Below are 12858 nucleotides of genomic sequence, written 5' to 3' on the forward strand. Positions count from 1 at the left end.
CAGACATCATTGTGTTTCTTCATCGCTCTGCTCCTTCTTCTGGGGGCCGGTTTGCAACTGGTTTGCAAAGGCGGTGGCCGGGCTGCTCTCGAATGCCTGAATCGCGGCCCTCGAAAGCGCGGGCGTCATCGCCAAGTATTTCTCAAGAATGCGAGTCGCCGATTGCAGCGTGTGCCCGGTGATCGACGCGATCTGGGGCACCTCGCAGCCGGCCTCGGCCAGCAAGGTGACCGCTGTGCCTCGCAGGTCATTGAAACGCAGGAACTGAGACTTTTCCTGCTGCGTCAACGCTGCATAGTTCTGGGGACGCAGCCCGCAGACGATCATGTGGGCGGACCATGCCTTGCTCAAGGCCTTATCGTTGGCATCAGTAAACCACGGGCGCCCATCCGCGCGGGTCAGGATGTTCCTGCCTAGCCGTGGCATTCCATCCAGCGTCCGCCGCAAGTTCTGCGAGACATGGATCGGGACCAAGGCCTTGGTTTTCCGCTGGCGCAATAGGATGGTCGTGCCAGAATACTGCGACCATTCCAGCCGGATGAGGTCACCGTAGCGTTGCCCGGTATGCAACGCTAGAATCAATGCGACCTGCAACTCCACAGGAGCATCGGCCATAAAGGTGGTGATGTCGTCAGCTGTCCAGATCTTCTCTGATCTGTCGCCGGAATAAAGGCGCTCGAAATCGTGTAATGGATTGCTTCTGATCTTTCCCTTACGCTTAGCCCGGCTGAAGACGGTGGACAAAACAGAAAGTCGATTGTCCGCCTCGCGTGGTCGCGTGCGGGCTATTTCTTCCTGATAGTCCAAGAACACGCCGGATACTCGCGGGCTCGCGAGCGCCCGAAGGGGTAGCGTTCCGAATTTCTCTCCCAGCGCCAGCAACATCCTTTTATACTCTCTCTTCGTGCTCGCGGCCTTACGCTCGAACGCATAACTTTGGAGGTACTCGCGAATGATGGCGTTCACATTTTCCACGTCATGGGGTCGTAATCTTTCAGCCTCCGCAAACGCAGCAAGGAATTTCGGGTCACCAGGCAAGCCTGGAAGGCGCATGCCACTGGCCCGGTGATAATAGTAGATCGCAATAGAACCATCAGCGAGGCGCTTGCGCACCGTATTGATGCCTTTGATCTTGGCCTTAACCACGCTGAGACCTTATCCATGCATCCAATGCTGCATCCGCGTCACGTTGTTTTTCCAGGGTGGTCTCAAGCCTGAAAGTGCCGTTTGCCAGAACTTCACAGGCGGTGACTGGCAAGCCCATTTCCTGCACGATCCTGATCATCTTCTTGGCCATGGGCGTGCTCAACTTGACTGAAGCGGCTCTTGATATCCGGGCATCCGTGGGATGCGTCGAGTGGCTAGTCATCGCCGTGATCCAGCTGTGCCGCAGGCTCGACGGTCTGGGCAGCAAGGTATTCCTCGACAGCCCCAGCAGGCACGAAGTAGAGCCCGCCTATCTTCATGTGACGCAAGGCTTTTTGGCGGATCAGCTTCCTGACACGCGCAATCGGCCAGCCCAGCCGCTCGGCCAGTTCCTTTGGCTTTTCCAGGCGATTCCTGCTCATCACCATCTCACTGTGACTCCTGTTCGCGAAATGCTACGGTTCCGCTCGAAGAAAGTTCGAATCAAGCAGAGCGTTCACATATGTTTACATCAGTTCAAAATTCGCGTCAACTTGAGTTGCGTGTAGGATGACGCGCGAGTCGGGCATCGGCGCGCGGCTTGAGCAAATCAGGCAATCCAGCGGTACATCGCAGGCAGACTTTGCGGCATCGCTTGGGATCAGCCGAACGACGTTGCACAACTATGCCCGCGAGGAGCGCGACTTGCCTGCCGCCGTTTTGGCAAAGCTGCTGGAGCTTTATCGCGCGGACCCGTTATGGGTTCTGGATGGTGAAGCGGGTATCCAGAACCGTGAGGGAGAGATCATGCAAGAATTGGGGTTGATCTTCGAGGCCGTCGAGCGCCGCGTCGTTGAGCGAGACCTGCGGCTCAGCGCCAAGAAACGCTGGATGATCGTCTGCCGGCTCTATTCAGAACGCATCTCGGCCCTACGCCAGACAGGTGAAAAGCCAAGCCTTGAGGCGCTCGGGCTCGACAATCTTCTGGATATGGCGGCATGACAATTCATTCATTTTCCGCACACCGGCTGCCCCCGCGCGCGCAGATCGAAGCGCAGGAGATCGACGCCTTGCTGGACCGCGTTCAGCCTGACGAATGGCTTCCTACAGCCCTTCGCGGCCCGATCCTCCTTGGTCTTCTGGCAACGGCTGGCGCGCTGCTCATATACTGTGCGCTTGTGGTCGTCCCTTTTTCCCACGGGCAGGTGCAAGCGAGCCGAGCGCTTTGGATCATCCTGATTTGGGGCACACTCTGCCTGTACTCCCTCTGGGAAATGCACCGCCTTCGCAGAGCGCGGGCACGGATCGACTGATGCATGGCGCCGCCGCGCCCAATGAGAAAGAGACGAGCAGATGCCGACACTGCGATGGTTAACCCGGGATGATGATGTGCGCGCCGCCGACACAAGCGTTTCGCGCGTGGCGGGCACAATGGCGGGCGCGCTCCAAAATGCATATTTATCAATTAAATCAACGGAATATGGCGGAGGGGATGGGTCTGAAAGACAACCTTTTCCACTGATTTACTTTACAAAGCAATGACTTACGTGCGTTTCCGTCAGCCGTCCGGCTGCCTTACCAATAAAATCCGAAGGACCTGAACCGCGGTTGAGCCTGTGGCGACGTCAGTGCGGGCATCGCGTGCCCGGCCATCGGCGGGACGGAAAGCGTTCGGCTGGGGGCCAGCGCGCGGAGCCTCGCGATCCGGCTTTCTACCGGCGGATGCGTCCGCAGCAGCGAGGGTTCGGGGATGCGTCTGCCGGGCAGGAAGATGTCCTCCCAGAACCGGCCGACGCGGCGCTCGAGCTTGCCGAGCGCGCCGATCAACCCCTCGGGGTCGCCGGTCAGGTCCGCCGCCACCCGGTCTGCATCGTATTCGCGGGTGCGCGACAGCCCGAGCTGGATCAGCGCCATCAGCGTGGGCGCGAAGATCAGGAGCACCACGACCGACCAGGGCACATGGACCATGCCCGCCATCACGAGCGGCAGGTTCACCAGCACAAGCAACTGTCCCATCCAGCTTGCCAGCGACACCAGCCGCGACATCACGTCTGCGAGTCCCATAATCCAGAGGTCGCGATGGGCGATGTGGCCGATCTCGTGCGCGAGGACGCCGGCAAGTTCGCGACCGTCCAGGATCTCGAGCAGCCCGTCGGTGACGCAGATCGTGCTGTCCTCGGGGCTGCCCATGGCAAAGGCGTTCGGCAGCCGGCTCGGGACGCGATACAGCGCCGGGGTGCGCGGCAGGCCGGCGCGGCGCGCGAGCTCGGCAAGTGCTGCGACGAGACCGGGGGCCTCGCGCCCCGTCAGACGCTGGGCGCGATAGGCCGACAGCAGCATCCGCCGCGACAGGTCGGGGGCCAGAAACAGGCCGGCGACCATGCCGAGCGCGACGAGCAGCCCCGTTCCGGGCCCCAGGATCACCGTGACCGAAACCCAGGCGAGCGCCGCCATGAGCCCGAGCAGCAGCGCCGATTGCACGAAATTGAGCAGGCGGTGGCTGGCGGAGGCCGCGGTCATCGCGTCTCGTGGCCTCCGAGTTCGCGCCGGTCCTGATCGCGCACCAGCCAGTGGACAGCGCCGAGCGCAAGCGCCGCGCCCGCGAGTGCGGCAATCTTGGATGATTCCGTCTCGCCGAGGTCCAGGATGATGAATTTGCGCGCGATGGCCAGCAGCGCGATCAGCACGATCGTGCGGACCTGGAGGATCCCGAAGCTGCGTTCGGTCGCAACAAGAAGGGAGCGCTTGAACTCGAGCGCGATCACCACGGTGAAGATCATGCCGAACACCACCTGGAAGGTGGCGTAGTCGAGAGTGTCGAATGCCCCCAGAAGCAAGCGGTTCACGACTTCGCGCATCAGCGCCCAGACCGACGCCACGACGATCGCCGCAATGATGACGCTGAGGACGAAGATGACAACTTGCTCGAACTTCTCGTAGAGCGTCATCGCCGACCATTGTTCACGGGTCAGCCCGGATCGTTGCAAGTCTTTCATGATTGCCTCTCGAAAGCCGCCCTGGAGAGACAAGCTCCCCGGGGCTTTGCCAGACGGTGCGATATCGCACGGAGCGGAGGGGACGCCGCAAACCGGCGACACCCAATGTGGCAAATCAGCCGTTCTTGACCTCGATGCGCTTGACCTTCGCCTGCGCCTCGGGAGTCTGGGGCAGCTTGATCGTCAGAACCCCGTTCTTGAAGGATGCCTGCGCCTTTTCGCCATCCACACCGGGAGGGAGCGGAATTGTCCGGTAGATCGCGCCGTAGCTGCGCTCGGACAGGTAATACCCCTTTTTCTCCTCCTGGCGCTCGATCTTCTTCTCCCCCTTCACAGTCAACATGTCATCGTTGACCGTCACCTCGATGTCCTTCATCTCCATGCCCGGCAGCTCGATCGATACTTCGATCGCCTTGTCGGTCTCGACCACGTCGGATTTCGCTTCGCCGCTGCCAAAGGGCCATTCGAAATGACCGACACGGTTCCAGAAGTTCTCGAACACATGGTTCATTTCGTGCTGGAGTGTCGCGATCGGGTTGTCTTCGCTGCTCTTGGCATCTGGCGCGCCGTCCTTGCGCGCCCAGGGAATGAGGTCTTTGATCTGCATGATATGGTCTCCTTCGGTTTTCAGGCGCCCTTGACGGCGATCTTTTTCGGCTGCGCTTCAGGGGCTCGGGGGAGCGTCAGGGTGAGGACACCTCCACGCATCTCGGCTTCGATCCTGTTGGGGTCGAAGTCCTCGGAAAGCGTGAAGGCACGCTCGAAATCGCCCTCGCCATATTCGGCATAGGCAAGTTCGAGGTTTTCCGGCCGCACCGGGTCAACTTTGCCGCGGATCGTCAACACACGATTTTCGAGCGTGATCTCGACCGCATCGGCGGCGACCCCAGGCATTTCAAGCATCATGGAGACACCCTGATCGGTCTCGACGATATCGGTCAACGGGCGGTAGATGCGTCCGCCGCCGGTGGTCTCGGGCGAATCGGTCGGCGTCTTTTCGGCGGCTTGCGTGATGTCGGTGCTCATCGTTCCAGCTCCTCTCAGGCTGCCTTGATCTCGATTCTCTTCGGCTTTTCTTCCTCGGGCCGGGAGATGACGATCCGCAATACGCCGTTCGTCATCCTCGCCTCGACCTTGTCATCCGAGGCCGCGAACGGCAGGCGGATAGTGCGGGAAAACCTGCCGAAACCGCGTTCGTTGCGGCGCCAGCGCGCACCGTCGGGAACCTCGGGCGCCTTGCGTTCGCCCGAAAGCGTCAGGACGTTGTCCTTAACCGAAATCTCAATGTCGCCCGGTTCGATGCCGGGAAGTTCAGCGGCGATGGCAACGGCCTCAGGGCCTTGCCAGACATTCACCGCCGGGAACGCCGCGCGGGACGGGGGCAAGAAGCCGCGGTCGAGATCGCGCATCATGGAGCGCATCAGCGCGAAGGGATCGCTGCGGCGCAGATATGTCGGATAGAGCATTGCTGGCCTCCTGTAGCTGATCGATGCCCCCGAACCGGCGGCATGGTCCGACCGGGCAACGGTGCCGGCTGGATGTCGGTTCGGAGACCGCCCATCAAGATAGGCAGATCCATTTATTATGCAAGCATGTATGATGCTTGCATTGCACTTTGGATGGAGTGCGGTCTATCCTGTGTCTCATGCCACCGGAGGAAGGATACCTATGATCTCTTCGGACATCGCGCTGATCGGGACGACGATCCACCGGGTCGCGCAGCTCATCCAGCAGCGGATCGACCAAGACATCCGCGACAGCGGCCTGACCCGCCTGTCCTGGATGGCGGCGGCGCATGTCGAGGATGCGCCCGGGCTGACCATCGGCGATCTGGCCGACCGACTTGAGGTCGGCCCGGCCACTGCGGGCCAGCTCGTCAATCGCATGGTCCGGGACGGCTGGGTCGAGCGGTCGCCCTCGCTCGACGACAGGCGGTCGCAGATCGTCACCGCAACGTCGAAGGCCCGGGCGATGCTGGAGGAACTCGCGCCGCGGCAACCGGCGCTCGAACATGAAATCCTGCAGGATCTGTCGGCAGACGAAAGGCGCATCCTGCTGGCGCTGCTCGAGCGGATCAGGGCGCGGCTCGGGCGCCAGTGAAAGGGACAAGCGGCATGGAAAGGAAGACCGAATATAACATCTGGTACTGGGTGGTGGCTTTCATAGCCGTGATTTTCATCCAGAACCTGATCGCCGGCTGGCAATCCGTCGCACCGATCAGCTACAGCCAGTTCGAGAGCTATCTCGAGGATGGCAGGGTCGCGTCCGTTGCGGTCGGCGCGGACACCATCACCGGCACCTTCACCGACCCCGTCGACGGCAAGAGCCAGTTCGTCACCACGGTCGTGGATCCCGCGATCCTGCAGCGGATCGACCGCTCCGGCGTCGAGATCACGGGCGTTCCTCAGAACACCTTTCTCGGCACGCTGATTTCCTGGGTGGCGCCAGCGCTTGTCTTTTTCGGAATCTGGATGCTGCTGTTCCGTAAGTTCGCCGACAAACAGGGTTTCGGCGGGTTCATGCAGGTCGGCCGCAGCAAGGCCAAGGTTTACATGGAAAAAGAAACCGGCGTCAGCTTCGCCGACGTGGCCGGTGTGGACGAGGCCAAGGCCGAGCTCGAGGAGGTCGTAGAGTTCCTCAGGAACCCCGCCGAATACGGAAAGCTGGGCGCACATATCCCCAAAGGCATATTGCTTGTCGGGCCGCCGGGCACCGGCAAGACGCTTCTAGCGCGCGCAGTGGCAGGCGAGGCCGGCGTGACCTTCTTTTCGATCTCGGGCTCCGAGTTCGTCGAGATGTTCGTGGGCGTCGGTGCCGCACGGGTGCGCGACCTGTTCGAGCAGGCCCGGAAATCCGCCCCGGCGATCATCTTCATCGACGAGCTGGACGCTCTCGGGCGGGCGCGCTCCTCCGGCCAGATCGCTGGCGGCCACGATGAGCGTGAGCAGACGCTGAACCAGCTTCTGACCGAGCTCGACGGCTTCGACCCTTCGGTGGGCATCGTGCTCCTGGCCGCCACCAACCGACCAGAGATCCTCGACCCCGCGCTGCTGCGTGCGGGACGCTTCGACCGGCAGGTGCTGGTGGATCGGCCGGATAAGAAAGGACGTATGCAGATTCTCGGCGTTCACATGAAAAAGGTGAAGCTCGCCCCGGACGTCGATGCCGAGAAGGTCGCAGCGCTTACTCCCGGCTTTTCCGGGGCGGACCTCGCCAATCTCGTCAACGAGGCTGCGCTGCTTGCCACGCGCCGCAAGGCCGATGCGGTGACGATGGACGACTTCAACAATGCCGTCGAGCGCATCATCGCAGGGTTGGAAAAGAAGAACCGCGTTCTGAACCCGCGCGAACGCGAGATCGTGGCGCACCACGAGATGGGGCACGCGCTGGTGGCGATGGCTCTGCCGGGGGTGGACCCGGTGCACAAGGTCTCGATCATACCGCGCGGAATTGGCGCGCTCGGCTACACGATCCAGCGCCCGACCGAGGACCGCTTCCTGATGACGCGGGAGGAACTCGAGAACAAGATCGCCGTGCTGCTGGGCGGGCGCGCGGCCGAGAAGATTGTCTACGACCACCTCTCGACCGGGGCGGCGGACGATCTGGTCAAGGCCACCGATATCGCCCGCGCCATGGTCGCGCGGTACGGGATGGACGAAGACCTCGGGCATGTCAGCTACGACACCGATCGGCCCGGCTTTCTCGGCACCGGCGACCAGTCGTCGTGGCTGAACCGCCGCTACAGCGAGGCCACTGCCGAGCGGATGGACGCGAAGGTGCGCGACATCGTGGATGGCGTGTTCAAGCGCACCGTCTCGCTTCTCGAAGCCAACCGGGCGCTGCTCGAGCAATCGGCGCAGGATCTCCTGCAACGGGAGACACTGGACGAGCCCGAACTGGTGGCAATTGGGTCCAAGGTGAAAAGAACGGAAGCAGTCGCTGCGTGACACCGTCACTGACGCAGATGATCGGCGGACAACCCTGACTGGATAAAGAAACGGAGAAGACGAATGGCAAACGGAGCTTGCGATATTTGCGGTCGCCCGGCGACGGCGCGCGTGCGCGCCTCGGTGAACGGCAAAGTTCAGAACATGGAGCTGTGCGATCAGCACTACCGCGAAATGGTGCGCCGGTCGGGCCGCAGCGCATCGCCGCTGGAGTCCCTGTTCGGACGACATTCCCTTTTTGACGAATTCTTCGGCGATAGCGGGTTCGGCAGCCTGTTCAGCGACAGCCCGCTGCGGGGTGGTGCACTGGGCGCCACGGGCGCGGGTGAGGACGACGTCGTGGATGCCACCTTCGGGGAGGGCGCGCCGCGGCGTGGATCGCGGCGCGGCGGCGGACGCACCATCGCCGACCGGCTGAGCGAACAGGGCAACAAGCTGCTGCAGGATGCAGCACAGAAGGCCGGGGAATTCGGGCGCAGCGAGGTCGATACCGAACATCTGCTTCTGGCATTGACCTCGTCTGACGTCGTCAAGACGATCCTGGAACAGTTCAAGGTCGATGTGGACGATCTGCGGCGCCAGATCGAGAAGGAAGCGAAGCGTGGAGACGCCAAGACGGAAGGCGAAATCGGCGTAAGTCCTCGCCTGAAGGACGCGCTGAACCGGGCCTTCATCGCCTCGAACGAACTCGGCCATTCCTATGTCGGCCCCGAGCACCTGCTGATCGGCCTTGCCGAAGAGGGCGAAGGCCTCGCGGCGGCGATGCTGCGCAAGCTGGGGTTGACGCCGCAGGCGCTGCGTCAGCAGGTGACGAAGGTGGTCGGCAAGGGTGCCGAGGAAGGCCGCGTCGAGACTCCGTCGAACACCCCCGATATCGACCAGTTCAGCCGCGATCTCACCAAGGCCGCGCGCGAGGGCAAGCTCGATCCCGTCATCGGCCGCGCCCGCGAGATCGAGACGACGATCGAAGTGCTGGCCCGCCGGAAAAAGAACAACCCGGTGCTGATCGGCGAGCCCGGCGTGGGCAAGACCGCCATCGTCGAGGGACTTGCACAACGGATCGTCGCGGGCGAAGTGCCCGAGGCGCTGCGCGACAAGCGGCTGGTCGAGCTCAACATCAACTCGATGGTGGCCGGGTCGAAGTATCGCGGCGAGTTCGAGGAGCGCGTGCAAAAGATCCTCAAGGAGATCACCGAGGAGAAGGACAGCCTCATTCTCTTCATCGACGAGATCCACACCATCGTCGGCGCCGGCCAGGGCGGTGGCGAAGGAGGTCTCGACATCGCCAACACCTTCAAGCCGGCGCTGGCGCGGGGCGAGCTGAACCTGATCGGCGCGACGACGCTCAACGAGTACCAGAAATACATCGAGAAGGACGCGGCGCTCGAGCGACGGTTCCAGCCGGTTTATGTGGACGAGCCCACGGTCGCACAGACGATCATGATTCTGCGCGGGCTGCGCGACACGCTCGAAAGCCACCACAAGGTGACGATCACCGACGAGGCGATCATCGCCGCCGCGGAGCTTTCGGATCGCTATATCACCGGTCGCTTCATGCCCGACAAGGCGATCGACCTGATCGACCAGGCCGCGGCGCGGGTGAAGATCTCGGCCACTGCTCGGCCCGTGGACGTGCAGGAGCTCGAAGCCGAGGTCGCGCAGATCAAGCGCGAACAGGACTATGCCGCAGCCCGCAAGCAATTCGACCGTGCAGCGGAACTGAAGAAGGAACTCGAGCAGAAGCAGAAGGAGCTGGACGAGCTTCTGGAAATCTGGAAGCGCGACCAGGCTTCGGCGACCGCCGAGGTGCGCGCCGATCACGTCGCGCAGATCGTCTCCAAGATCACCGGCGTTCCGGTCACGGAGCTGACCACCGAGGAGAAGGACAAGCTCCTCAAGCTCGAGGAGAAGCTGCACGAGCGCGTCATCGGCCAGGAAGAGGCCATCCGCGCCGTGGCGGATGCGGTGCGCCTGGCGCGCGCAGGACTGCGCGAGGGACGCGGCCCGACCGCGACATTCCTCTTCCTCGGGCCGACCGGGGTTGGCAAGACGGAACTGGCCAAGACGCTCGCCGAAGTAATCTTTGGCGATCAGGACGCAATCATCCGCATCGACATGTCCGAGTATGGCGAGCGCCACTCGGTCGCCCGGCTGGTGGGCGCGCCTCCCGGCTACATCGGATACGACGAAGGCGGGCAACTGACCGAGAAGGTGCGCCGTCGGCCCTACTCGGTCGTGCTGCTCGACGAGATCGAGAAGGCGCACCCGGATGTCTACAACATTCTGTTGCAGGTGTTCGACGACGGCCGGCTGACCGACGGCAAGGGGCGCGTGGTGGACTTCACCAACACCATCATCATCGCCACGTCGAACCTCGGTTCGGACATCATCCAGCGCAACCTCAAGAAGCGCGGCACCAAGGAGTTCGACGAGGCAAAGCAGAAGTCCGAGCTGATGGAGGTGTTGCGCGGTCATTTCCGGCCAGAGTTCATCAACCGGATCGACGAGATCATCGTCTTTCATTCGCTGAATCAGTCGGAGATCCGCCAGATCGTCGAGTTGCAGCTCAACCGGGTGAAGCGGACCGCCCTGACCCAGGGTGTCGAACTCGAATTCGATGTGAGCGTCGTGGATCACTTCGGCGCGGTCGGCTTCCGTCCCGAATTCGGCGCCCGCGAGCTGCGCCGGCTGATCCGGTCGGAGTTGGAGACCGAGTTGGCCCGCGAGATGCTCTCGGGGCGGATCGAGGATGGTGACAAGGTCCGCGTCGCCTGGTCGGCGGACGAGCAGAAGGTCGTGTTCGAAAAGATCGCAAAGGACACCGCTGACGACAGCCCGGACGATCAGGCCAAGGCCGGGATCGACGAGTCCGGCAAAGTTGCCCAAGAAAAGGCGCACGCTCCGACGCCCGACGTCCCGGCCGAGGCCAAGGATGAGGTGCAGTCCAAGGACGACAAATCCGCCGGGTGACTTTGCGAAGGACTGGCCCGGCGCGACGACGGTCGCGCCGGCCCATTTCGTCGGAGGGTTGCAGGAAGGATCCGCGGCATGGAAGTCATCAGAGCATTTCGCAATCTTGACCGGCACGGCCAACAGCGCGCGCCTGAGGTCATCGAGGAAGAGGTGCGGCAACTTGAACCGCATCTTATACGCTTCCGCGAGAATCTCGTCCGGCTCGAAGTCGTCGCCTCGCAGACGAGGGGCAAGACGCGCATCAAAGTCGGCCTGCGCCTGCAACTGCCCTCAGGCGTGATCGCGGCGCAGGAAGAGGGGTTCGAGATCGAGCCGGTCCTGCGCAAGGCCTTTGCCGACCTGCGCCACCAGGTCGATCGGCATGTGGCGCGCCTCAAGCACGAGCCGGAGTACAAGCGTCCCGCCCGCCGGCGCCGGATCGGCGCCCCGCTGCCGCCCGCGCGGGATGCGGCGGAGGCGGAGCGGCGCCAACTCTTCTTCGACCTGATCGAGGATCATCTCGATACGGTCTACGACACCGTCAGGCGCGAGTTGACCTATCTCGAATGCAGCGGATCTGTGCCGGAGGGTTACCTCAGCGTTCGCGATCTTGTCGATGCGACGATCCTCAAGGGACTGGAAAGGTTCGAGCAGCGGCCCACCGAGTTTTCCATAGGCGACTGGCTGCTGAAACTGGCTTTCGAGACCATCGAGGCCGAGGCGCGCGCCGCGCGCCGCGCGGTGCCGGAGGACGCCGCCTCGATCGACGCGAAACCCGAGACTCCGGCCGAGGAACCCACCGAGTCGGACGAGGAGATGTTCGAGTTCTACCAGCCCGACGACGTGCTGCTGCTCGAGGAGCTCATCGCCGACGACGGCGGGGACGACCCCGAAACGGCGGTCGCGAAACGGCAGGACGGGCTGGCCCTTCACCGGGCGATCGCCGGTCTGCCGGCGCTATGGCGCAGGGTCCTGTTTCTTGTCGACCTGAACGACACCCCGCTTGAAACGGCCTCCTCGGTTCTCGGCATTCCCGAAGACGACGTGACCCGGATCGCCCAAGCGGCGCGCGATTATCTTCGCGATAAACTGCGCGACTCAGGTCAGTCTTCCGATACCGTTCATGCGCTGTTTGACAGTGCTCATCAGAGAGGGTCGCGAATTCCCCAGCCCCTGCGGGATCGCGCCCGGCTGGAACACGCTTTTCTGGGAGACAACCGAGGGGTAGCACCATGATGCGCGGTCACAATCGTCCACCCTTTCCGCCGAAGATACCCGGGACCGATATGAGGTCGTGGGACGTTCCGACGGCGATCATCTACCGGCCGGCTCGTTCCGCGATGACATCGGCGCCGCGGCCCAACGACTGGATACTGGAATTCGAACCGTCGCGCCCGCCCCAAATCGAGCCGCTGATGGGATATACCTCCAGCGACGATCCCTATCGTCCGCTCCGGCTGAAATTCCCTGACCGCGAAAGCGCGGTCGAATTCGCGGAGCGGCAGGACTGGCGCTATTTCGTGCGTGAGGACACAGCTCACCGGCATGCGCCTGACCGCTGGCGGGGAGAGGAGCGGCATCGCCTCTACAAGGGAGCCGACGCCCCGGACGCCTTTCGCATACCGTCCCGCCTGGATCGGGGTCGCACGGATCACCGCCTCCGGCGCGCGGTCGAGGAGAAAGGCACGGTGGACCTGTCGTCGCAAGAACAGGCCGAATTCGATCCGGTGCTCGAAGCCTCGCTCGAATCCTTCCCGGCCTCCGATCCGCCGGCCTGGACGGGCGTGACGATAGCCGGGAAAGAACAATGAACGGAATGGCCAGCGCGAGCGAGGATC

At 62.9% G+C, this 12858-nt stretch carries 14 protein-coding genes; 6 read left to right on the top strand and 8 right to left on the bottom strand.

What is annotated here, in order from left to right; all coding sequences use genetic code 11:
* Positions 1–6: 6 nt before the first annotated feature.
* From L632_RS0115085 to L632_RS23930, 3 genes are all read right to left on the bottom strand, one after another.
* A complete protein-coding gene (locus tag L632_RS0115085; protein ID WP_156933668.1) occupies positions 7–1146 on the bottom strand; it encodes a tyrosine-type recombinase/integrase in 1140 nt (379 codons plus the stop codon).
* Positions 1139–1297 (bottom strand): hypothetical protein, encoded by a 159-nt coding sequence (locus L632_RS24395; RefSeq protein WP_156933669.1) that lies wholly within the window; start codon positions 1295–1297, stop codon positions 1139–1141. The genes L632_RS0115085 and L632_RS24395 overlap by 8 nt, the downstream gene beginning before the upstream one ends.
* 64 nt (positions 1298–1361) lie before the next feature.
* On the bottom strand, positions 1362–1568 hold the full coding sequence (locus tag L632_RS23930) for a helix-turn-helix domain-containing protein (protein WP_198021835.1): 207 nt from the start codon (positions 1566–1568) through the stop codon (positions 1362–1364).
* A 127-nt stretch (positions 1569–1695) separates the two neighbouring features.
* Between L632_RS23930 and L632_RS22780 the strand changes: the two genes are divergently transcribed.
* Positions 1696–2127, top strand: coding sequence for a helix-turn-helix domain-containing protein (locus L632_RS22780; RefSeq protein ID WP_036698444.1), 432 nt, complete (start codon positions 1696–1698; stop codon positions 2125–2127).
* Positions 2128–2700: 573 nt separating this feature from the next.
* Here L632_RS22780 and L632_RS0115105 read toward each other — a convergent pair.
* The 5 genes from L632_RS0115105 to L632_RS0115125 form a co-directional block, all read right to left on the bottom strand.
* A complete protein-coding gene (locus tag L632_RS0115105; RefSeq protein WP_028713485.1) occupies positions 2701–3645 on the bottom strand; it encodes a zinc metalloprotease HtpX in 945 nt (314 codons plus the stop codon).
* On the bottom strand, positions 3642–4121 hold the full coding sequence (locus tag L632_RS0115110) for a phosphate-starvation-inducible PsiE family protein (RefSeq protein ID WP_028717077.1): 480 nt from the start codon (positions 4119–4121) through the stop codon (positions 3642–3644). The genes L632_RS0115105 and L632_RS0115110 overlap by 4 nt, the downstream gene beginning before the upstream one ends.
* 115 nt (positions 4122–4236) lie before the next feature.
* Positions 4237–4728 carry an Hsp20/alpha crystallin family protein gene (locus L632_RS0115115; protein WP_028713487.1) on the bottom strand — a complete coding sequence of 164 codons (492 nt, stop codon included), beginning with the start codon at positions 4726–4728 and terminating at the stop codon, positions 4237–4239.
* Between the two features lie 20 nt (positions 4729–4748).
* Positions 4749–5147, bottom strand: a complete 399-nt coding sequence (locus L632_RS0115120; RefSeq protein ID WP_028713488.1) for an Hsp20/alpha crystallin family protein — start codon at positions 5145–5147, stop codon at positions 4749–4751.
* A 14-nt stretch (positions 5148–5161) separates the two neighbouring features.
* The gene (locus L632_RS0115125; protein ID WP_028717078.1) at positions 5162–5587 is read right to left on the bottom strand and encodes an Hsp20/alpha crystallin family protein; all 426 of its coding nucleotides are present in this window, start codon (positions 5585–5587) and stop codon (positions 5162–5164) included.
* Between the two features lie 202 nt (positions 5588–5789).
* On the opposite strand from L632_RS0115125, the gene L632_RS0115130 reads away from it, so the two are divergent.
* The 5 genes from L632_RS0115130 (at position 5790) to L632_RS0115150 (ending at position 12831) form a co-directional block, all read left to right on the top strand.
* Positions 5790–6221 carry a MarR family winged helix-turn-helix transcriptional regulator gene (locus tag L632_RS0115130; RefSeq protein WP_028713490.1) on the top strand — a complete coding sequence of 144 codons (432 nt, stop codon included), beginning with the start codon at positions 5790–5792 and terminating at the stop codon, positions 6219–6221.
* A gap of 14 nt (positions 6222–6235) precedes the next feature.
* Positions 6236–8068 (top strand): ATP-dependent zinc metalloprotease FtsH, encoded by a 1833-nt coding sequence (gene ftsH / locus L632_RS0115135; RefSeq protein WP_028717079.1) that lies wholly within the window; start codon positions 6236–6238, stop codon positions 8066–8068.
* 63 nt (positions 8069–8131) lie between these two features.
* The gene (locus L632_RS0115140) at positions 8132–11038 is read left to right on the top strand and encodes an ATP-dependent Clp protease ATP-binding subunit (protein ID WP_028717080.1); all 2907 of its coding nucleotides are present in this window, start codon (positions 8132–8134) and stop codon (positions 11036–11038) included.
* A 78-nt stretch (positions 11039–11116) separates the two neighbouring features.
* Positions 11117–12256: an RNA polymerase sigma factor gene (locus tag L632_RS0115145; RefSeq protein ID WP_028717081.1), complete on the top strand. Its 1140-nt coding sequence runs from the start codon at positions 11117–11119 to the stop codon at positions 12254–12256.
* A complete protein-coding gene (locus L632_RS0115150; RefSeq protein ID WP_028713494.1) occupies positions 12253–12831 on the top strand; it encodes an NADH dehydrogenase ubiquinone Fe-S protein 4 in 579 nt (192 codons plus the stop codon). Before L632_RS0115145 ends, L632_RS0115150 begins: the two co-directional genes overlap by 4 nt.
* The last annotated feature ends 27 nt before the right edge of the window (positions 12832–12858 follow it).

The organism is Paracoccus sp. J39, assembly GCF_000518925.1.
Classification (GTDB): Bacteria; Pseudomonadota; Alphaproteobacteria; order Rhodobacterales; family Rhodobacteraceae; genus Paracoccus.